General features: G+C 44.0%; 19 protein-coding genes. 5 read left to right on the top strand and 14 right to left on the bottom strand.

Annotated features, from left to right (window positions below; genetic code table 11):
- Nucleotides 1-126: 126 nt before the first annotated feature.
- Nucleotides 127-669, top strand: coding sequence for a hypothetical protein (locus C7475_RS15450; protein WP_110054290.1), 543 nt, complete (start codon nucleotides 127-129; stop codon nucleotides 667-669).
- Here C7475_RS15450 and C7475_RS15445 read toward each other — a convergent pair.
- The 3 genes from C7475_RS15445 to C7475_RS15435 all read right to left on the bottom strand — a co-directional run bounded on the left by C7475_RS15445 (nucleotide 647) and on the right by C7475_RS15435 (nucleotide 5,077).
- Entirely contained in the window at nucleotides 647-1,192 is a 546-nt protein-coding gene (locus C7475_RS15445) for a hypothetical protein (protein WP_110054289.1), read from the bottom strand. The genes C7475_RS15450 and C7475_RS15445 overlap by 23 nt on opposite strands.
- Entirely contained in the window at nucleotides 1,183-2,466 is a 1,284-nt protein-coding gene (locus C7475_RS15440) for an AAA family ATPase (RefSeq protein WP_110054288.1), read from the bottom strand. Before C7475_RS15440 ends, C7475_RS15445 begins: the two co-directional genes overlap by 10 nt.
- 229 nt (nucleotides 2,467-2,695) lie before the next feature.
- A complete protein-coding gene (locus tag C7475_RS15435; protein ID WP_110054287.1) occupies nucleotides 2,696-5,077 on the bottom strand; it encodes a TonB-dependent receptor in 2,382 nt (793 codons plus the stop codon).
- 271 nt (nucleotides 5,078-5,348) lie between these two features.
- On the opposite strand from C7475_RS15435, the gene C7475_RS15430 reads away from it, so the two are divergent.
- Nucleotides 5,349-6,023, top strand: coding sequence for a response regulator transcription factor (locus C7475_RS15430; protein WP_110054286.1), 675 nt, complete (start codon nucleotides 5,349-5,351; stop codon nucleotides 6,021-6,023).
- On the opposite strand, the gene C7475_RS15425 is transcribed toward C7475_RS15430, so the two are convergent.
- From C7475_RS15425 to C7475_RS15415, 3 genes are read right to left on the bottom strand one after another with little or no spacing between them, the layout of a single operon-like run.
- Nucleotides 6,020-7,432: an APC family permease gene (locus C7475_RS15425; protein WP_110054285.1), complete on the bottom strand. Its 1,413-nt coding sequence runs from the start codon at nucleotides 7,430-7,432 to the stop codon at nucleotides 6,020-6,022. The two genes, C7475_RS15430 and C7475_RS15425, sit on opposite strands and share 4 nt — an antisense overlap.
- Nucleotides 7,433-7,445: 13 nt before the next feature.
- Nucleotides 7,446-8,894, bottom strand: coding sequence for an aldehyde dehydrogenase (NADP(+)) (locus C7475_RS15420; protein WP_110054284.1), 1,449 nt, complete (start codon nucleotides 8,892-8,894; stop codon nucleotides 7,446-7,448).
- A 15-nt stretch (nucleotides 8,895-8,909) separates the two neighbouring features.
- Entirely contained in the window at nucleotides 8,910-9,824 is a 915-nt protein-coding gene (locus tag C7475_RS15415) for a dihydrodipicolinate synthase family protein (protein WP_110054283.1), read from the bottom strand.
- 333 nt (nucleotides 9,825-10,157) lie between these two features.
- Here C7475_RS15415 and C7475_RS15410 point away from each other — a divergent pair, with 333 nt between their 5' ends.
- Nucleotides 10,158-11,033, top strand: a complete 876-nt coding sequence (locus tag C7475_RS15410; RefSeq protein WP_110054282.1) for an AraC family transcriptional regulator — start codon at nucleotides 10,158-10,160, stop codon at nucleotides 11,031-11,033.
- Between the two features lie 210 nt (nucleotides 11,034-11,243).
- Nucleotides 11,244-12,239 (top strand): L-glyceraldehyde 3-phosphate reductase, encoded by a 996-nt coding sequence (mgrA, locus tag C7475_RS15405; protein ID WP_110054281.1) that lies wholly within the window; start codon nucleotides 11,244-11,246, stop codon nucleotides 12,237-12,239.
- 66 nt (nucleotides 12,240-12,305) lie between these two features.
- Here mgrA and C7475_RS15400 read toward each other — a convergent pair whose 3' ends face one another.
- The 4 genes from C7475_RS15400 to C7475_RS15385 form a co-directional block, all read right to left on the bottom strand.
- On the bottom strand, nucleotides 12,306-13,112 hold the full coding sequence (locus tag C7475_RS15400) for a hypothetical protein (protein WP_110054280.1): 807 nt from the start codon (nucleotides 13,110-13,112) through the stop codon (nucleotides 12,306-12,308).
- Nucleotides 13,113-13,267: 155 nt separating this feature from the next.
- Nucleotides 13,268-14,083 carry a hypothetical protein gene (locus C7475_RS15395; protein ID WP_110054279.1) on the bottom strand — a complete coding sequence of 272 codons (816 nt, stop codon included), beginning with the start codon at nucleotides 14,081-14,083 and terminating at the stop codon, nucleotides 13,268-13,270.
- Between the two features lie 194 nt (nucleotides 14,084-14,277).
- Nucleotides 14,278-15,051 carry a phosphosulfolactate synthase gene (locus tag C7475_RS15390; RefSeq protein ID WP_110054278.1) on the bottom strand — a complete coding sequence of 258 codons (774 nt, stop codon included), beginning with the start codon at nucleotides 15,049-15,051 and terminating at the stop codon, nucleotides 14,278-14,280.
- A 70-nt stretch (nucleotides 15,052-15,121) separates the two neighbouring features.
- Nucleotides 15,122-16,063, bottom strand: coding sequence for an EamA family transporter (locus C7475_RS15385; protein ID WP_110054277.1), 942 nt, complete (start codon nucleotides 16,061-16,063; stop codon nucleotides 15,122-15,124).
- Nucleotides 16,064-16,180: 117 nt separating this feature from the next.
- Here C7475_RS15385 and C7475_RS15380 point away from each other — a divergent pair, with 117 nt between their 5' ends.
- Entirely contained in the window at nucleotides 16,181-16,810 is a 630-nt protein-coding gene (locus C7475_RS15380) for an ABATE domain-containing protein (RefSeq protein WP_110054276.1), read from the top strand.
- 179 nt (nucleotides 16,811-16,989) lie between these two features.
- Here the strand turns inward: C7475_RS15380 and C7475_RS15375 are convergent, their stop codons facing one another.
- From C7475_RS15375 to C7475_RS15360, 4 genes are all read right to left on the bottom strand, one after another.
- A complete protein-coding gene (locus C7475_RS15375; protein WP_110054275.1) occupies nucleotides 16,990-17,856 on the bottom strand; it encodes an aldose 1-epimerase family protein in 867 nt (288 codons plus the stop codon).
- Nucleotides 17,857-17,901: 45 nt separating this feature from the next.
- Nucleotides 17,902-18,111: a hypothetical protein gene (locus C7475_RS15370; RefSeq protein ID WP_110054274.1), complete on the bottom strand. Its 210-nt coding sequence runs from the start codon at nucleotides 18,109-18,111 to the stop codon at nucleotides 17,902-17,904.
- A 111-nt stretch (nucleotides 18,112-18,222) separates the two neighbouring features.
- Complete coding sequence (locus tag C7475_RS15365; protein ID WP_158286513.1) at nucleotides 18,223-18,630, bottom strand: response regulator; 408 nt, start codon at nucleotides 18,628-18,630, stop codon at nucleotides 18,223-18,225.
- Nucleotides 18,623-20,128, bottom strand: a complete 1,506-nt coding sequence (locus tag C7475_RS15360; RefSeq protein ID WP_158286512.1) for a PAS domain-containing sensor histidine kinase — start codon at nucleotides 20,126-20,128, stop codon at nucleotides 18,623-18,625. Before C7475_RS15360 ends, C7475_RS15365 begins: the two co-directional genes overlap by 8 nt.
- Nucleotides 20,129-20,189 lie beyond the last annotated feature (61 nt).

Genomic DNA, 20,189 nt, shown 5'->3' with positions numbered 1-20,189 from the left:
AAATCCGGCATAAAGTACGCTTTAAACCAGCCTTTGATATGACGTTAACACGGCGTATCCATGTAAGTAGATATATTCGTTGCGGCTTGAAATTTCCAGATCCTAACTTTAAAACATAAATAGTTTATGCCAAAGTTTGTTGGAGGTCCACCTCCCTTTGTTGGTACCAGAGATAACCTCACCATTTATTTAATGAATGGTGAATATATTGTGCGTACTAAAAGTTCGCTTACCGGCAAGCGCGTGAAGCGTGATCCAGCATTTGCAAGAACAATGGAGAATGCCGGGCGGTTAAAAAAGGCGTCCCGTATTGCATCTGTTATTTATAAGCAAATACCGGCAGATCTTCGTGTGTATAAACAATACCGGGAGCTGGTGGGGAAGGCTATGGGACTATTGAAAAATGGGTTTGATGTTGAGTATGTATTGGTTGCGTTAGAAGTGACTTATCTGGCTGATTGTTTGTCTGATTGTTCGTCTCATTTATCTCAGGGGGATATTGTACTTCCGGTGGCCAGTAATGTGCCTGAACAAAAGCATGTGTGGAAGTCCGTATCTTCTTTGTTTAAAACATCTTCAAAGGAGCATACTTTACTCCAAAGGATGAATGCGAGCCGCAGCTGGTTATTGGGGCAGGCCTTTTTATTCATATTTCTATTTCTTGTTTAACTGTCATCTCCAATCCAACACGCTTACCTTTAAAGTTAATGCCAGCTGTTTCATCTTTAAATCGCTGCATTTCCTTCATATAATTTTGCGAAAAATTTGGCCGCAAACTATTACAAATATTCGCTCGTACACTGCTAAAAGCATGTATGCTCCGGACGTGATCACGTGCAAACAAATTAATTGAATTAATCAATTGATCAGTAGCATCAGCAAGCCAACCCGGGCCTTTCCTCGTTTTCAGTTCTACAAATATTAATTCGTCCTGCTGTTTCACCAGACCGTCACACATGCTTTCACGCTCCGTGTTAGTTGGTGGATTCTTATAGATAGTAGTAGCCGGATCGTGGTCCAGCCCGTAAAAATCTACCTGAAACCGATTTGGATTTTTGACAATCCCTATCCACTTGGGCTTGTCACCTTCAAGTATGTATGCCGGTTTCTTTGCCGGATCAGGTTCATCATACAATCCAAATTCTGTCTGATCAGATCTAGTGTGGTGTGCATCAAAAAAATTTACCGGCATTGATCCTCAATATCTAGTAGTTGTGAGAAATAGTCATTTGATTTTTCAAGTACCTGGTTCAGATAGTTTTCATCTGAAGGCAATCCTTTATAATCAGGTAGCTCTATCACATTTCCCATACTGTCTATCTCATATATCGCCAGTTGTTCAGAACTTACTACTGATTCATAAGGGACTATATTTGAAAGCTGATCATATAAAGAGGTTTCTTTGTTATTCTTCAGTTTTTCATAAACGCTCTGCGCCTTAACTACAAGCGTCAGATAGTTAATAATGTACGGACTATGTGTGGTCATGACAAGGGTACTTCCCTCGCTCATGTTGTTAAATTTGAGCAGACTTTTTATTATTTCCCATTGTGAAGTTGGGAAAAGATTTTGTTCCGGCTCTTCTACAATATTTACGAACGCCGTTTTGTTATATTTGGCAGCTACCACAGAAAGAGCCGCTTTCTTCTGGTCGTCTGTCAAGTCGAAATTTGAATGTATCGCCGCTACATCGGTTTTAAACCTTTCTAATTCCTCGCTGTTCATTGGCTGCCGCGACTCAGATGATGACTGAACAGAATTAGCAAAATATAAAGAAATTAAAAAAAGAGGAACGATTGATTGAATACCACTTGAAGCAGCCAGCAGATCCACCATATAGTCCTGCCCTTTGATAATCAGCGTATCTAAATTTTTATTGTAGGTAATATCCAGATCGTTGATAGGTAGCTTAATTATTCCACCATTAATACTTTTGATAATTTCTCTGTATGTTACTTGCAAGTCAATCAATGTTTCCGGTACTCGTCTGGCTCGCCTGTATTCATACGTAAAGTTGAGCAAATTTCGCTCAGCAGGTATATAAACAATCTGCGGCAGATGATAATTTTGCCGATTGGACTTTGCAACCTCGATACGTGATCCCCGAACTGATATTTGATAGGATTCCCCTACAAAATCTATCTCACTCGGAGGTTTAACTACGTCATCGGAAAAAAGTTCAGCTTGTATTTTTTGAAACCCTTGCAAATAGGTTTGGATATTATGGTAGCTGAGAAGTTCATAAAAAACTGATATACGTTCAAAGTGTGCTATCGAATAATCACCACGGCTTAAGGCCTTTTCCATCCATGTGAAGGTAGAAATAAGTTTGGCCAAGGTACTTTTTCCAGTGCCTTGATTTCCAATAAAAAGCGTCACCTTTTTTATTTCTATCCACCCATCATTGTCTTTAACACGCAATCCTTCTTTTATCGGTCCGAAATTTCTAACCCTGATCTTACTCATTGTGTATATTAATAATTTGTATTACGCCAGAATATATGAAATTCATATAATGTGATGACCTTAGTTTCAAAGGTACTCAAAATTTAATCATATGTGCTGCAATATGCTGTAATAACCAGACCACTCGTATCAGCTAAAGATGAACAAAGCCGTGTGAAAGAAGGCAGCTAAAAATAAAAGTGGGTGTCCCAATATAATTGAGACACCCGCTTCCATTGATCACTTTCTCTTAGAACCGGTAACTTACTGTACCAACGAACTGCGTCGGCGGTATTGGATTTACACTATAGTTCTCGTGTACGTAATAATTGTAGGTATTTGTTATGTTAGATACTTTAGCCATTACAGAGAAACGTTTGAAACTATAACCGGCACTGAGGTCCAAGGTAGAGAAACCTGGTACGGAGATCAGGCGGTTATATTTCTGGCTCTGGTTGATCGTATTATTCCAGCCACCGAAACGCTGACCGATATAATAGTACCCTGCACCAAACTTCAGGCCTTTCAATGCTGACTTTTGCAGGGTATAGAATACACTGGCGTTCGCAGTATGGTTCGGATTACCTACCAGCCGTTCCCCTTCCACAGCACCACCGCTTACACCACTGGTACTCTGTATAGTTATATTGTTATAGCTGTATCCTGCTATTACGTCCAGACCCGGTAATGGATGTCCTGCTATATCCACTTCTACACCACGGCTTAAAGTTTCACCGATCAGCGCTTTCAGGTTAGCGTTGTTATTAGGTGTAACACCATCCTTCTGGAACGGAGCAGTCTGAGCGTAGTTATTATTCTTGATACGATATGCGGTAACATTCACTGACAGTCTTCCTTTGAAGAAATCATTTTTAACACCCACTTCATACTGGTCTATAACAGAGGGGTTCAGAGAATTGCTGTCGACATCCAGACCATTGTTAGGTGTAAATGAGTTAGAATAACTTGCAAATACCGCCATAGTCTCTACCGGTTTGTACACAAGACCCAATCTCGGAGAGAAGGCATGGTCATATTTAGCAGTAGTAAAAGTAGTCTGGCCGGATTTATAATCGTAAGTAGCAGGTGCTTCATTCTGCAGGTAAGAAAACCTGATACCTGCCAGGAAATTCAGTTTAGCGGTGATCTTCACCACGTCCTGCGCATACACGCCCACACGATTGATCGGTGTAGTTACGTCCTTGATCCTTGCCGCCTCCGGTATATCGGTACGCGGAGTATACAGATCCGGGTTCAGGATATTGATAGTATCGTAAGTAGTAGGTTGATTATAAGAATACGCTTTAGTATAATAGCGATCTCCGTCAACACCTACCAGTACATTATGTTCTAAACGGCCGGTATTGAATTTACCGTTCAGGTCCGCCTGTGCCAGGTAATAATCTTCGGAATTAAAAGCCCTGTTCAAAGGACGTGCCCACTTACCGTTGGCATCTGCCTGCACTCTTTCTATGGAATAATAATCTCGGCTATATCGTTGGTAAGAGAACGTACCGTTCAATGTCCAGTTATCATTCAGCTTATGCCTGATAGTGGCGCCTGCAGATGACTGCTGCGTATGCGCATACTGCCAGGGCGTGCCGAAGAAGCTGTTACGGGATACAGGTGCGATCTTGGTATTATCCAGAGAACCAATACCGAAATCGGGTGTAAAATCATGTTTCAGATAATCTCCCTGTACCAATAATTCTGTGCGCTCACTCAGTTTGAACAGTAAGGAAGGATTGACATAATAACGTTTTGAATGCACCTTGTCGCGATAGCTGTCAGTTGTTTCAAACGTACCATTTATTCTATAAGCCACCTTGGATGAAAGTGGGCCATACACATCAAATGCAGGTTTCAGCAAACCGAAGCTGCCTCCGCGTACATTCACTTCACCACCGAAAGTGAACTTAGGTTGCTTGGTCACCATATTCATCACTGCACCGGGAGCCACGTTACCATACAGGATAGCAGCGCTGCCCTTTAATATTTCAACTTTCTCCAGTGAGCTCATTTCTGGCATTACACCAGAATTAACACGTGCGCCGTTCTTGAACATATTAGTGCTTGAAAAACCATAACCTCTCGCATTGAAAGATTCTTGTGTGCCTGCACGGGAAGAAGCCATGTACACACCATTGATGTTCTTTACGACGTCGCTCATGCGTTGTACCTGCTGGTCTTCCAGTACTTCATGACCAATAACTGCCACACCCTGTGGAAGATCAATGGCTGCAACAGGCAACTTGCCTATATTAACAGGGCTTCTATTGATCGTTCTTGTCCTGGTACCTTCCACAACTATTTCATTTAGCTGCGCTGCAGTAGCTTCGAGGGCGAAAGTAACGTCAGTCGTCTGATCGGCAGTAACAGTAACTGACTTATGGATTGTCTTGGTACCAGTGTAGGATATTACCAGTTCGTAATTTCCCTGTTTAACATTCTTCAGGATGAACTGTCCTTCTTCATTGGTCAATGCGCCTTTCTTTGTATCCTTTAAACCTACGGTTACAAATGCGGCAGGCTGTCCATCTGCTGAATTGATCTTTCCTTTGATAGTACCGTTTTGTGCAAATGCGGTAACACTAGCTAAGATAAGTGTGAGTGTGATGTATAAATTTTTCAACTACAGTTAATTTTTATGCAAAGAAAAACCACTCACTACTTTTAGCTGTATCATATCGGGAAAAATTGGCCAACTATGGAAAGGAATAGTAAGCTATCAAAAACGATTTATACAGATGATGCTAAGAACCTCCCAAAGTCCCTTCAGCATTGAATTTCAAGGATCTTCAGTAAGGCAAACAACATAAAAGAAATCATTATATATAGCTTTTCCCATTTGAGGGAGCTTCTAAGTTCAGAATTAATTCAGATTTGGGAAATAATATTGTGAAATGAAACTATTGATCATTGATGGCGACCTAGCACTATCGCAAGTCATGATCTCTTATTTATCTGCCGGGAATTATATCTGTGAGTACGCAAATAACTATCACCGCGCACTGGCTAAAATAGAGATGTATGCGTACGATTGCATCTTAATGGACCTCGTACTACCAGATGGAGATGGCAATAAGCTACTGGAAGCAATAAAGACATACAATAAGGAAACAGGCATCATTATCATTTCCGAAAAGACTGATTATACGGATAAGATATCCGCATTACACCAGGGGGCAGATGATTATGTTACCAAGCCTTTTCATTTACCGGAACTATCTGCCAGGATCTTTTCTGTGATCAGGAGGAGGAAGTACGACAACTGTAATATCATCCGGCAGGAAGAATTAACAATCGATCTACTGGCTAAAACGGTACAGATCAACAACACCCCTGTTATACTTACCAGGAAGGAGTTTGACCTGCTTTTATACTTCCTGGGCAATAAAAACAAGGTCCTCTCCAAACACGAACTTGCCGAACAGCTTTCAGGTGATATTGCCGGTATGCGGGACGATAACAATGTTATCTATGCCCATATCAAAAACCTCAAAAAGAAACTACATGAAGCCGGAGCAGGCAGTTACCTGAAAACGATCTATGCAACCGGTTACAAATGGGAGGTTTAGCTAACCGGCTTATTCCGCCATACAAAATAATAGACCGGTATCCCCAGCAGTACTATGCCTAATCCCGGCCAGGTATACATTGGTTTATAAACCAGTAACGCCAGGCAGATAATGGTAGCAGATACCACGTACAATAACGGCAGTACAGGATACCCGAACGCCTTATATGGTCTGGGCAATTCAGGTCTGGTACGACGCAATCTGAAGATCCCCAGAATGGTCAGGATATAAAAGATCAATACCACAAAGATCACATAATCCAGCAGTTGTCCGTATTTGCCGCTAAGACATAACACAGAGGCCCAGATACATTGTACCCACAGGGCTTTCCCCGGAACAGCGTTTTTGTTCAGTGTAGCCAGTTGTTTGAAGAATACGCCATCCTTGGCCATGGTATAACACACCCTGGCTCCCGACAATATCAATCCATTGTTACAGCCAAAGGTAGAGACCATCAATAGCCCTGCGATGATATAAGTTCCCCTGGCACCAAAGATCTTCACCGCAGCAGCCACCCCTACCCTTTCATTTTCCGCAAAGGCGATTTCCTTTAGTGGCAATACTGCCAGGTACACCAGGTTGGTAGCGGCATAAATAACAGTAACGATCAATGTACCCAGGAACAGACTTCTGCCTATATTCCTTTCGGGATTCTTGATCTCCCCGGCAATGAAGGTTACATTGTTCCAGGAATCACTACTGAACAGGCTACCTACCATACTGCCGGCAATAGCCCCTAATGCAGCCAGTCCCACGTATGGCGCCAGGGAATCCGTCTGCTCCGTCATTCTGTTAAGGGCGAATCCTGTTTGCCAGTTAGCCTCCCAAACGGCTGTATCGGCCGCAAAACATCCGAATAAGATCAGTGCCAGCAGCGCTGCTATCTTGGCTAAAGTAAAACCTGTTTGTATCAGTTTGCCCTCCTTTACACCCAGTGTGTTGATGAATGTAAGTAATACGATCAGGAGAATAGAAGTGATCTGGGCTGCGGAGATCTTTATAAACGATAGGTCAGCTATGATATTCTTTTCGCTCAGTACCGGAAAAAGGTAAGCGGAGAACTTGGCGAAGGCCACTCCCACAGCAGCAATTGAACCTGCCTGTATGACCGTGAAGAAGCTCCATCCGAAGAGGAAGCCCGTCAGGCGGTTAAATGCTTCCCGCAGGTATACATATTGCCCCCCTGCCTGGGGAAACATACCACTCAGCTCTCCATAACTCAATGCCGCTGTCAGCGTAAGGATGCCTGTAATGATCCATATCAGTACCAGCCAGCCTGCAGAGCCCACATTACGGGTAATGTCTGCACTGACCAGGAAAATACCGGAACCGATCATGGAACCGGCTACTATCATTGTAGCGTCCAGCAGTCCGAAAGACCTTCGGAAAGATTTTGGTTGATCTGACATAGGGTATAGTTGTTTATCGGGTAAAGCCGTTGTCTATCTGTCGCCAAATCCCTAACGGATTTCCGGCCTTTAATGCATCGGGTAACATATCATCAGGGAAATTCTGGAAGCATACCGGTCTTACCCAGCGTTTAATAGCCCCTGTTCCGACAGACGTGAAACGCTGGTCTGTAGTAGCCGGGAAAGGCCCTCCATGTACCATAGCAGCGCAAACTTCCACACCGGTAGGCGGGTTGTTTAAAATAACACGGCCTGCAAGTGTTGACTGCACCGCAATAACGTCTTTCCATTGAGCGGTATCCGTAGGCGTACCTACGATGGTAGTGGTCAACTGCCCATGCAAACTTTTTAATACTGACAATAACTCTGCTTTGTCTTCACATTCTACAAGCATTGAGAAGGGACCAAACAATTCTTCTTTTAACTGCGGATTAACCAGGAACGTCTTAGCTGCCGTACGGGCTAATGCAGGCCATGCTTCCATCTCCGCAGGAGCGGCAGATTCTTTTACAAGTGTTACGCTCTCTTGCGTAAGCATATGCGTACGTCCTTTTCCATACGCTTCGCAAATACCTTTATGTAACATTTTTTGCGGCGCAACAGCAGCTACAGCATCTCCCAGTAAACTGACAAAATTGTCCAGGGCCTTACTCTTCAACCCGATCAGCAAACCAGGATTGGTACAGAACTGTCCCATACCCAACGTAATGGAACCTGCAAAGGTCTGCGCCAGTTGTTCCGCCTGGGTGGCCAATGCATCCGGATAAAAAACTACCGGATTGATGCTGCTCATTTCTGCGAATACAGGAATAGGTACTTCACGCTCCGCAGCATATCCCAGCAATGCTTTCCCTCCCTGGAGAGAGCCTGTAAAACCAACGCCTGTGGTCAGTGGATGCTGCACAAGCGCCTTACCTGTTGCATTGCCTTCGCCGGTAACATGCTGCACAGTAAATTCCGGCATACTGTTTTTTCGTATGGCCCTTTGCATCGCTTCAAAAACAAGCTGTGATGTGCGCGGATGTGCCGGATGACCTTTGATAACAACGGTAGCTCCGGCTGCCAGTACACTGGCGGTATCGCCACCGGCAGTGGAAAAAGCGAAAGGAAAATTACTGGCGCCGAATACCACCACTGGCCCAACAGGTACCAGCATCCTGCGAAGATCCGGTTTAGCAGGCGTGCTATCCGGTTTCGCTGTATCAATCACGGCTTCTACCCAACTGCCTTCTTTTATGAGGTTCGCGAACAGCTGTAGCTGACTGGTAGTACGGGTGATCTCTCCATTCAATCTTGCAGCCGGCAGATTGGTCTCCGCTTGTGCAGTTGCTACCAGCACATCCCGTTGCTCAATTATCTCAGAAGCGATCGTTTCAAGAAAAACAGCACGCGCAGAAGAAATAGTTTCCCTATACTGTGTAAATGCCCCGGCCGACCGCTGCATAATATCGTTTATTTGCATAATGCTTTTCTGGCTTTATAGTGAATGATAATCAGGTAATGCTGGTCTGCCGGCAATAGCGCTATCGATCACTTGCAGGATCCTCTCCCTTTCCTCGCCTTCCAGTTTTAAACGCGGTGCTCTGACTGTTTCACTACCCAGTCCCGTTTGTTGCTCTGCCAGTTTGATATACTGTACCAGCTTCGGATGCAGGTCCAGTTCCAGCAATGGCAGGAACCAACGGTAGATAGCCAGCGCTTCTGCAATACGTCCTGCTTTCGTCAGTTTATAAACAGCAACTGTCTCTTCAGGGAAGGCACATACCAGACCGCCTACCCAGCCATTGGCGCCCAGTACCATCTCTTCCATAGCCAGCGTATCTACGCCGCACAGGATACTAAAACGATCTCCAAAACGACTGATAATACGGGTTACATTCGACACGTCCCTCGTGGATTCTTTTACAGCTTGCACATTGCTGTATTGCTGTAACTGATCGAAGATGTTCAGTGTAACTTCTACTTTATAGTCAACCGGATTGTTATAGATCATAATAGGTAATTCCGTAGACGCTGCTATTGTTTTAAAGTATTCCGCTGTTTCGCGTTCATCGCTTTTATAACGCATCGGGGGTAATAACATCAAACCCTTTGCACCCCATGCAGCAGCCAGCTTTGCCTGCCTGATAGCCTCACTTGTCGAGCCTTCAGCAATGTTCATGACAACCGGGATCTTCCCCGCTACCTGTTCCACTGCATATTTTGTGAGGGTTTCTTTTTCAGCAGTAGTGATGACACTGGCTTCTCCCAGTGAACCTCCCAGAATAACCCCGTCAATACCGGCCTTGATCTGGGCTTGCAGGTTCTTCCCGAACAAGGGCAGGTCCAGTTCATCAGCAGCGGTAAATTTCGTTGTAAATGCAGGAAATATTCCTTTCCATTCAATAGCCATAGAAGAACAATTTTTTATCAAAAGTATCAGAAACAGGGTAAGGCTTCCTACCCGATAGTAATCAATTGTTAGCCGATATTAACCTGTTTTATATCCTTAGTAGCAACATATAGATGTAGTTAACCCTTTTTTCACCGGATATTTTATTTTTTTGCTGAATCCGGGTTAAAATTTGTAATATTGATACCATCAGTGAAATAATTGTACAATTCACACTCATTGACATGAGGACCATCAACCAAAGTAAATTGTAATTGCTACGTAGAAGAATCAAACACCTGTAAACACATTCCTGCAAGTGCCAACTTGCTCTCACTTTAAAATTGTTAACAGATGAAAGTGCTACAGTTCACCATACCTGTTCCGCTGGATAAATCCATCATTGTGCAGAGAGATGTGCTACCTTATTTTTACCCTCACCTGCACAGGCACCAGGAGATACAGTTAACCTGGATACAGCAGGGAGAAGGCACCCTTGTCGCCGACAATAACATGCATGCTTTCCGTGCTAACGAGATCTATTGGTTAGGCGCCAATCAACCCCACATCTTCAAAAGTGAAGCTTCTTACTTCCAGCCCAAGAGCCGTAAAAAGATCATCGCCCTCGTTATCTTCTTCAACCCCGACGGCGAACTGGCAGGCTTCTTTAATCTGCCGGAAATTAAAATGCTGAAGAACTTTATTCAGCAGCATCAGGCAGGCTTTAAAGTACCGCAGGAACATGCTACCGAAATATCCAGCCGGATGCTAAAGGTGACAAACAGTTCGGGTACCGAACAACTGTTGCAGTTCGTCGAACTGTTAAAACAGTTGTCTACTTACCAGGATATCACGCCGCTGGCATCCGGTCAGAAAACACAACAGGTCAGCGAACATGAAGGCATCCGTATAGGCAATATCTACAACTACATCATGCATAACTATGATCAGCCGATCACGTTAGAAGACGCCGCAAGACAAGCCCATATGACCCCGCAGGCTTTCTGCCGGTTCTTTAAAAAACATACCCTGCATACATTTGTGTCGTTCCTGAATGAAGTGCGTATTAATGAAGCCTGTAAAAAACTGACAGACGGCACTTATGATAATATTGCTGCGGTAGCGTACACTTGTGGGTTCAACAGTATCACAAACTTTAACCGGGTGTTTAAGACAGTGACCAGTAAATCTCCCAGTGATTATATGAACAGTTATTTTCAGAGTGTTTAATCGGCGGAAGGTGCTTATCCTGCTTGCTCTCTAAATAAATAGTATCAACGGAAGTTCTTCGCCAATATCAACCGGCGGCTGTTTTAGAGTATATACCGGCCCTTCGGGGATATTCAGGCTTGTTTTCACCACTTCAGGATTATTTGCTGATTTTAGTATTATTCTAGTCAATAACTGCTATCTTGGCTCTCCAAAATAAAATTCCATAATATGAGTGCTTATGTACCCGCCAGTGACCGGTATGATGCTATGCTCTATAATCGCTGTGGTAAAAGCGGGATCCGTCTCCCGGCTGTTTCACTCGGCCTCTGGCACAACTTCGGTTCAATAGATAACTTTGAGAACGGCCGTCAGATCGTGCGTCGTGCCTTTGACAAAGGGATCACACATTTTGATCTTGCCAATAACTACGGTCCGCTGCCAGGTTCTGCTGAAGAGAACTTCGGTGCTATCCTGCAGAAAGACTTTACAGGTTATCTGCGCGATGAACTAGTGATCTCCACCAAAGCCGGTTACCTGATGTGGCCTGGCCCATACGGAGAATGGGGGTCCCGCAAGTATGTACTGTCCAGCCTCGATCAGAGCCTGCGCCGTATGAAGCTGGATTATGTTGACATCTTCTACTCTCACCGTCCGGACCCGGAAACGCCTATTGAAGAAACAATGGGCGCACTGGATACTGCTGTACGTCAGGGTAAAGCTTTATACGTTGGATTGTCTAACTATTCTGCAGAAGAAACAAAAGCAGCATTGGCCGTATTAAAGCAACTGGGTACCCCCTGCCTGATCCATCAGCCTAAATATTCCATGTTCGAAAGATGGGTGGAAGGCGGACTGCTGGACGTACTGGAGGCTAATGGTGTAGGATGTATCCCGTTTTCTCCGCTGGCACAGGGACTGCTGACAGACCGTTACCTGAAAGGTATTCCTGAAGGTTCCAGGGCGAGCAAACCTAGCGGGTTCCTGAAAGCAGAACAGATCACACCTGCCACGCTGGACAAGATCCAACGCCTGCATGCAATTGCCCAGAAAAGAGGTCAGTCACTGGCACAAATGGCGCTTGCCTGGTTGTTGAAAGACAAACGTATCACTTCCGTGTTAATAGGCGCCAGCTCTGTAGGACAGCTGGATAACAACCTGGGAGCACTGGACAAGGTACAGTTTGATGCAGCCGAATTACAGGAAATAGAAAGTATATTGAAATAATAAGGGTTCAAAAAAAGAAAGCCGTCCGCATATAACACGGACGGCTTTTTCATTTATTAGAATAAGTTACTTGTTAATGTAACGGATCTTAATATTTTCCACCCTCGTATCAATCACTCCACCATTTTGGTAAGCTGTTGAAGTGTTCTTGTTCGTAACAGGATAGTTGTCTGAATCGTAAGTGAATTCATTCTTTTCTTCTATAGTAAAAGTGCTATAGCTGAAGCTTGCCTTAGTCACGTTATTAGTTGACAGCATATTGGCTACTTCTTCAGGATGCAATAGATAAAACCCCGGTTGCTTTGCAAAGAGATTTACTTTATCGTCGAATGTATATTCTGTCTTAACGGTGTCTGTAGCTTCTTCTCCGTCTGTGATAAGAATGCCGTATTGTTTAGCGACGTTACCTTTACCATCCCAGACAAATACACTCTTTGAAGAGAACTCTCCGGGATCGAAGCCCTGATACAATGACGCAACGCGTCCACTGTTATCATAGGCAATACTATCATATTGGGTCATATCTCCCGTTTCCTCGGAATAAAATCTGACTTTCAGTAATTTACCGTTTGCATCGTACTCGTAGGTCTGTGCCTTTACCAATGCCGTTGGACTTTTCTCGCTGGCACGTACCTCGGTTAGTTTCCCTCCCTCATATACAGCCTCGCTGTAGTAAGCGTAATCTTCGCCCTTCGCAATTGAAGTAAAAGTAGCGATCTGGTTACCAGCATTGTAAGTAACACTGGAACTATCGTATTCCGAAACGGAGTTCAGAAAAAATTTAGTGCTTTGCGGTGCAGGATTGGTATCCTTATCCGTACAAGCAGCAAACAATACAGTAACTGCAGCAGCACTGAACAGTAATTTCTTCATAGGTCTTGAGATATATTTTTGATTAAAAGACTTGGTTGTCAAGGGTTTTTAAGGTGAGTTACGTGCAAAATTCCGGGTTCGATATGTCATTTCAAAACGTAAATCAAAGAAGGCATCTCACCATTAAGAGATACCTTCTTTGATTTTATAAACAATTACTTCTTGATGTAACGGATCTGGGTGTTTTCCTCTTTCGTAGTAACACCGCCATTATGGGTATACTTTCCTGAACTCTTCAGGGTAACAGGATAGTTGTCCTCATCATAAGTATATTCATTAGTAAACTCCTGTGTGGCATCGGTCCATACGGTCTTCTCAGTGAGGATGTTGTTAGTGGACAGTCCGAAAGCCGGGCTTCCTGGCTCCATTAAGAAGATCTCCGGTTGTTTTGCAACATAGTTCACCTTGTTATCGTAAGTGTATGTGGTTGTAACAGAATCTTTCGTTTCCGCACCCTCTACGATCTTAATAACATGCTGCTTGACAATATTGCCTTTATCCCAAATCAATACATACTTTTGGTACAGTTCCAGATCACCGGTACCATCTGCTGCTTCGTTTAGATACAATCCCACCAGACGTCCCTCAACATCGTAACTGAGACTGTCGTAGCCGTATACTTTACCACTCTCTTCATAGAATTTAATTTTTTCCACATGTCCTGCAGAGTTGTAGTCGTAGCTCTGAGACAAGAGCAGCGCGGTAGGACTTTCTTCACTGGAGTTCAATTTTACCAGCCTGTTATTCTCATACACACCTTCGGTGTAATAAGAATGACCACCCTCGCGGCTGTCAATTAAGTCATACTTGACAATCCTGTTGGCGGTGTTATAGGTCGCGCCAATGCTGTCGGTACCTCTAACAAGGTTCAGGAATAATTTAGTTGACTGGGGTGTAGGGTTCGTATCATCATCCTTACAAGCAGTAAATAATACAGCAAGTGCAGCTGCACTGAACAGTAATTTTTTCATAGGTAATTGAGCTATATCTGATTTAAATATTTCAGGTGTCAAGGGTTTAAAAGCGAGTTACTTACAGGTTTTCCAACTCACTATTGCGCCGCAAATATATAACTTATCTTAAATATAAATATGGAATTTCTCTTATATAAACGAATAAGGGCTGATCTTAAGACCAGCCCTTATTACAATGTATTGTAGCAATATTATTTGTTTCCGTCAAGATAGAAATGGAAACTGTCACCGCGTAAACCTACACGCATGGCTTCCAGCGAGATAACTTCATGAGATGCGATATTACCCAAGTTAGCATTGCAGCCAATCAGGTCCAGGAAATACAATTGCTGATCTTTCCTCGGCGCTTCCCAGATGATCTTTTCACCCGGCACTTGTGTCAGGATCTCCTGTACCAGTCCTTCACGCACTTCGCCAGAGTCGCGGTACAAACCTACTGTACCATTTTCCCTGGCTTCAGCGATCAGGTATTGTGATCCGGCAGACAGCTCAGCTTTCATGAGCTCTATCCATTTATATGGCGGAGTGATATGTTCACGGTCTTTGTCTTTCGAACCGATTTCGCTCAGTACTGTACCCAGCTTAGCTAATTTTTCAATGTAACCGCACTTTTCAGCGTGTGGGATAGTAAGAGAGCCATCAGATACCTCAAAGTAATTGATACCGTACTTTTTACTGACTTCAATGAAATCATCGAACTGGTTCCGGATGATAAATGCCTCCAGCAGCAGTCCGCCGAAATAAACAGGGATGTCAAACGACTGATATACCTTAATCTTCTCGTCCAGGTTAGGCGTTACATAAGCAGTACCAAAAGCCAGTTTCACCATATCCACATGTGGAGCTGCCACAGAGAGGAAGTCTTTCGTATCCTGCAGGCTAAGACCTTTGTCGGTCACCATTGTAATACCGAATGAACGTGGCCGTTGTGTACGAGCAGGAATTTTGTCCAGATTAAAATTCATTTTACCTAAGGTTTTGTTGCTGCGATTTGCTTCCTTTAATTAAACGTCCGGCAAAGGTATTTAAAAAATATTACGCGCGTTGCTGATTAAACGATAGTTTATAAGAGGGGAAATTTGTTAACAATACCCCCAACAGGATCACCACCATTCCCACCATCTGCACCCAACCCAGTTGTTCATTTACGAAAGCCCAGCCCACCAGCACCGCAACTACGGGATTAACGTAGGTGTGGGTGCTGACCAATGCCGGCGGACGCACTGTTATGAGCCAGGTAAATGCCATATAGGCTATCAGGGAGCCGAAAATAACGAGATAAAAGAGGCCAGCCCAGGCTTCAGCAGGAACTTCATTAAAGCGTACCTTGCCCCATTCACCGGTAGCTCCGCTTATAAGACTGCTGCATATTCCAGCAGCAAACAGCTGAATACAGGAGCTGACAATATTAGATACTCCCTTCTCCAGCCTGCCTTCGGCAAGCAAAGCACCGCTTACCCAGAAAACAGTACCGATCAGGATAGCGGAATATCCAACCCATTGCATGGTAGCGTCTCCGCTGGGTGCAGATTTTGCATCACTGCCACCAAAGAAAAGTATGATACCAACGAAACCGATCAATAAACCGGTAATAATGAAACGATTGGAAAAGTATTCCCGCCAGCGTTTTTTGTCAGCCAGTAAAAAGATAAAGGGTTCTGCTGCGATAACAATGGCAGCCTGACCTGAAGTAACATATTGTTCTGCCCAGGCAACCATGCCGCTCCCTCCCACCAGCATGAATAATCCGCTGATGCTGCAGGTACGGACCACCTGCCAGCCCGGCCATTTTTCCTTCCTGATAAAACACCATCCTAACAAGAGAATGCCAGCCATCAGGTAACGCAATGCGGAAAGCATAAACGGAGGAAATCCCCTCAGTCCGTAGATGACGGCCAGATAAGTGGTGCCCCATACAATATAAACAGCCATAAATGCCAGTACGATCAACCACTGCGGAGCTTTCCGTTCAACCATTACTTTCTCTTTTTTACCTGTTAAATTATATTTACTGGTATAAAAGTAGCAAACTTTTATTACTAGCAAAAAATATTTTGATGGTAATAATTGAAATGCAGTATTTTTGGTGTACACATGAGCAAGGAGAGATCTATAGCAACATTGCCACTGGATGGCGGGGCACTTTGTTTCCATTTTATCAATACGGTAAATGCATGGAGGGGAGTTAACCTCCACGAGTATCTCGGCAGTTACCAGGAAATGATCGACTGGTGCAGGAAAGTGGACATCCTCGGCGAAGCGCAACGGACCGCACTGTCTCATTATGCTGCGCAAAATGAAACAGCGGCTGTTGCCGCCCTGCAGAAATTAAAACGTACCAGGGAAACGCTTTATCAATTTTTTTCCGCTATCGCGGATAATGATGGCGCCACGCTATCTCCCGCTATACTGGAGAAATTTAATAAAGCATTGACCAATGCTTTATCCCACCTTCAGTTTGAAACAACACCCACAGGCGTAAATGCCGTGCTGCAACGGGACGATACAGACATGATGGCCCCACTATGGACAGTCATGAAGTCTGCCTACGATATCCTCACCAACGAAGAGCACACACGTATAAAGGAATGTGAAACCTGTGGATGGATCTTCCTGGATACTACCAAGAACAATAAGAAACGCTGGTGTAGCCCGCTGAGCTGCGGAACGATGGATAAGTCAAAACGTTATTACCAGAAGAAGAAAGAAAAGGCGGAGGAATAACAAAACACTATTAAACAAAACATACTTAACAAAACACAATAGGACTCCGTCAGGAGTCCTATTGTTTGTAGCCCCGGGTGATAACTCGAGGTGTACGAATATTAATCGGGCATAACCCTCGAATAAATATCAACCACATTATAATCCGGAACAAACATCAACCCACAATCCCGAACGATTTAATAAACCGTTACAGTCCAGCTTCTCTCAAAATGTTTACCCGCTTCTAATATATGAATGCCCTCCTTACCCACAATTTCTCCTGAAGCATTCACACTGTCAGCAATACCATTCCAGGGTTCTATACATACAAAATCAGCATCTTTGGCGGCCCATATCCCCATGTAAGGGAAACCATCATATTGCAGCTTCAAACCACGTGAAGATTTATCGCTCTTCAGTTCTATGATGTTTGATGCCAGGGTCTTAAATACCAGGGCATCATTATAAAACAGCGAATGTTTCAGCGGCAGTTTATGCGTCTTTACCAGGAATGGTTCTGGTGTGAGCTCAATCAAACCATCTGCAGATAACGGCCAAACGCCATCATTTTCTTCTTCATTAAAAGCCAGGTAATAGTCCTCATATCCTGTCCCTTCAGTCAGCGGTACTTTAAATGCAGGATGCGCCCCTACTGAAAAATACATGGTATCCTTACCGGTATTTTCCACTGCGTAAGTAACCTTTAGTCCTGTGTCAAGCAGGGTATATATTACCTGGAAAGTGAAATGAAAAGGATATACCTTGAGGGTATCTTCTGAATCTTTTAATGTGAAGGTAAGCTGATGATCTGTTTGTGCTGTCAGGGTAAAGACCTTGTCACGGGCAAAACCATGCCTGCCGAGAGAGTACTGTTTACCTTTATATGTATAACTATTGTTTTTAAGCGTGCCCACTATTGGAAACAAAACGGGACTTTTCTTCGCCCATTCCGGTCCGGCATGCCACAGATATTCCTGTTCAAGGTCTGTGCGGACAATGTTTTGTAACTCGGCTCCTTTTTCAGCAACAACTACCCGTATTTTATCATTCTTTAATTCAGCCATAGGAATCTTTTTGCCTCAAAAATAACCAATCGGGCCTTATAAGCGTTATTTTTTCCTGTTGCTCAATACGAGTACCAGTCCAACTACGGCAACAATGCCGCCGGCATAAGTGGGCCAGCCTATCCAGCGATTTTCCGTTTTATTTACTTCCAGCGGACCAAGATCCACTACTTTCTTTTCTGTCTTTACGGAGAAGCCACGGATCACGATCATGGCAATACCAGCGATGATAAGAATGAGACCAAATGTTTTCATGTGTTGCAGGTTTATCCCTAATCAACAATACACATGCCAGCCGGTTACAGAGATCTGACTAAGGGGGAAACGAGACATTAAAAGGCAGGATAATTCAAAAGCAGGGAAATGTTAGTGTTGTTCAGCCCCGGTCAGGAGCTCACGGATAATGTTCTTACCGATCGGTTTAACAAGGTAGCCAGCCAGACCAGGAAATTCTTTGGCTCTTTGCAGGTCGCTTTCATGTGTTGAACTGGTCAGAATATAGATCCTGATGTGCTTTTCTTCCGGCAGGGATAACTTTACAAATTCGCGCATAAACTGCCAGCCATCCATATAGGGCATATTAACGTCCAGAAGAATGAGGTCCGGCAATTCATCCGGATTATCCAGCTGGGATTTGATATAATTCAATGCCTGTTCTCCATCTGTAAACTTATGGATACGATCCACGAGTTCCAGCCGCTCAAAGTGCTGCCGCATTACAAACTGAAACAGTTCATCATCATCAACAATGCACACATGCTTTACTTTATTCATCTTGCTGTAAGGTGTATACGCGGTTATTAAAATAGACATAGAAACTGCTCCCTCTACCCGATTCACTTTTGACCTCTATATTGCCACCGAATGTCCTGATCTGATTCCTGATCTTAAAAAGGCCAACTCCATTGCTCCCGTAACCGCGATGAAACATCTTTTTATACCGGAATAGTTGCTCCTGATGCATCGAAAGGTCAATCCCTATGCCATTATCCTGTACCATCAGCACCACCTGGTCGTCTTCATTCCAGGTTGCTATCTTGATTTCAGGCACTACATCTGACCGCGTATAGGTTATTGCATTGTTAATCAGGTTAAATAAAATATTTTCCAAATATACTTTCACGTAGTTTATAACGGGTACGCTTAAATTGAGCGACAAATGTGCATCTTTTTCCTCAATCTGCGGACTCAATAATTTCCACACCTGCCTGATCATTGGTTCCAGCTCGCAACTGGTAAAAAAATTCTGCTTATTTACCTGCAGGTCAATCATTTCCTTCAGGTCGTTCAAAGTACCCAGAATGGAGCCAGCGGCAGTTTTCATATGTTCCAGCATCGTCCTGCGGACCTTTTCGTCAAAAACATCACCCAGTAGCTCGGTAGAATCCATCAATGCCGTAGCGGGACCACGAAGGTTATGAGCAATGATACTATTGAATTCCTGCAGCTGGCGGATCTTCTGTTGCAGGTCCACGGAGGTGGCATGCAGCACTATGTTCTTTTTGTGAGCTTCGGTAATGAGTTTCTTCGCCTCCGAAACATCCAGCATCTGCACTATAAAGAAACGGAAAGTACCATCGGTGCTCAGCATTTTAGATGCCGCCAGAAATACCCATATGTAGTGCCCTTTTTTATGCAGATATCTTCGTTCCGCCCGGTAGGTATTCGTTATGCCTTCTGTCAGCATCCGGACCTGTGCACGGGCTTCCACTTTATCGTCTGGATGAATAAGCCGGAATACGTCTGCCCCTTTTAATTCTGCCGGGGAATATCCCAGCGTGGCAGCAAGCGACTCATTCACGTCCAGCCATAAGATATCAGGGCTGATAAGACCGATGCCTGTCGGGGAATAGTCAAATACGCTTTTAAATACACGTTGGCTTTCATCCAGTGCATTGATCAGCGTGTTGTTCGATTCATCTATATCTTTCCAACTGGTAATATCTGTGAACGTGATAATATAACCTGTGATGTTATCCTTTATAAGTGGTTTTCCATTCAGCCGCAGGCATGCATGACGCCCATCCGGTTGTTTCAGGCGTATCTCGCGCCCTTCCACGACTTCCTTTCTGGCCGCTATCTCCGCAAATGGCGCCATCAGGAGTGACTGCCAGAAATCCGGATCTTTAAACCTGGTTTCAGATACCTGCAGGGTCTTTAACGCGGACTTATTGTAACCTACGATCTGATCCTGCTCATCGATGGCAATATACCCTTCTTCAATAGCATCGGCTATTGCTGGCCACCAATTGTTCGCATGATCGATCTTCATCAACCTCATAGTTATTTTGACACACCGGGCTAATAAACCGGATTAATTTGAGCCCTTAAGG

It is taken from the genome of Chitinophaga sp. S165, from assembly GCF_003182155.1.
Lineage (GTDB): Bacteria > Bacteroidota > Bacteroidia > Chitinophagales > Chitinophagaceae > Chitinophaga.
Note: the sequence above shows the minus strand (reverse complement) of the source record. Positions and strands in the feature narration are given on the sequence as shown.

What these genes read in the sequence shown, in the direction of transcription:
- C7475_RS15450 (WP_110054290.1), top strand. Translation starts at nt 127, where the DNA reads ATGCCAAAGTTTGTTGGAGGTCCACCTCCCTTTGTTGGTACCAGAGAT.
- C7475_RS15445 (WP_110054289.1), bottom strand. Translation starts at nt 1,192, where the DNA reads ATGCCGGTAAATTTTTTTGATGCACACCACACTAGATCTGATCAGACA.
- C7475_RS15440 (WP_110054288.1), bottom strand. Translation starts at nt 2,466, where the DNA reads ATGAGTAAGATCAGGGTTAGAAATTTCGGACCGATAAAAGAAGGATTG.
- C7475_RS15430 (WP_110054286.1), top strand. Translation starts at nt 5,349, where the DNA reads ATGAAACTATTGATCATTGATGGCGACCTAGCACTATCGCAAGTCATG.
- C7475_RS15425 (WP_110054285.1), bottom strand. Translation starts at nt 7,432, where the DNA reads ATGTCAGATCAACCAAAATCTTTCCGAAGGTCTTTCGGACTGCTGGAC.
- C7475_RS15420 (WP_110054284.1), bottom strand. Translation starts at nt 8,894, where the DNA reads ATGCAAATAAACGATATTATGCAGCGGTCGGCCGGGGCATTTACACAG.
- C7475_RS15415 (WP_110054283.1), bottom strand. Translation starts at nt 9,824, where the DNA reads ATGGCTATTGAATGGAAAGGAATATTTCCTGCATTTACAACGAAATTT.
- C7475_RS15410 (WP_110054282.1), top strand. Translation starts at nt 10,158, where the DNA reads ATGAAAGTGCTACAGTTCACCATACCTGTTCCGCTGGATAAATCCATC.
- mgrA (WP_110054281.1), top strand. Translation starts at nt 11,244, where the DNA reads ATGAGTGCTTATGTACCCGCCAGTGACCGGTATGATGCTATGCTCTAT.
- C7475_RS15400 (WP_110054280.1), bottom strand. Translation starts at nt 13,112, where the DNA reads ATGAAGAAATTACTGTTCAGTGCTGCTGCAGTTACTGTATTGTTTGCT.
- C7475_RS15395 (WP_110054279.1), bottom strand. Translation starts at nt 14,083, where the DNA reads ATGAAAAAATTACTGTTCAGTGCAGCTGCACTTGCTGTATTATTTACT.
- C7475_RS15390 (WP_110054278.1), bottom strand. Translation starts at nt 15,051, where the DNA reads ATGAATTTTAATCTGGACAAAATTCCTGCTCGTACACAACGGCCACGT.
- C7475_RS15385 (WP_110054277.1), bottom strand. Translation starts at nt 16,063, where the DNA reads ATGGTTGAACGGAAAGCTCCGCAGTGGTTGATCGTACTGGCATTTATG.
- C7475_RS15380 (WP_110054276.1), top strand. Translation starts at nt 16,181, where the DNA reads ATGAGCAAGGAGAGATCTATAGCAACATTGCCACTGGATGGCGGGGCA.
- C7475_RS15375 (WP_110054275.1), bottom strand. Translation starts at nt 17,856, where the DNA reads ATGGCTGAATTAAAGAATGATAAAATACGGGTAGTTGTTGCTGAAAAA.
- C7475_RS15370 (WP_110054274.1), bottom strand. Translation starts at nt 18,111, where the DNA reads ATGAAAACATTTGGTCTCATTCTTATCATCGCTGGTATTGCCATGATC.
- C7475_RS15365 (WP_158286513.1), bottom strand. Translation starts at nt 18,630, where the DNA reads ATGAATAAAGTAAAGCATGTGTGCATTGTTGATGATGATGAACTGTTT.
- C7475_RS15360 (WP_158286512.1), bottom strand. Translation starts at nt 20,128, where the DNA reads ATGAAGATCGATCATGCGAACAATTGGTGGCCAGCAATAGCCGATGCT.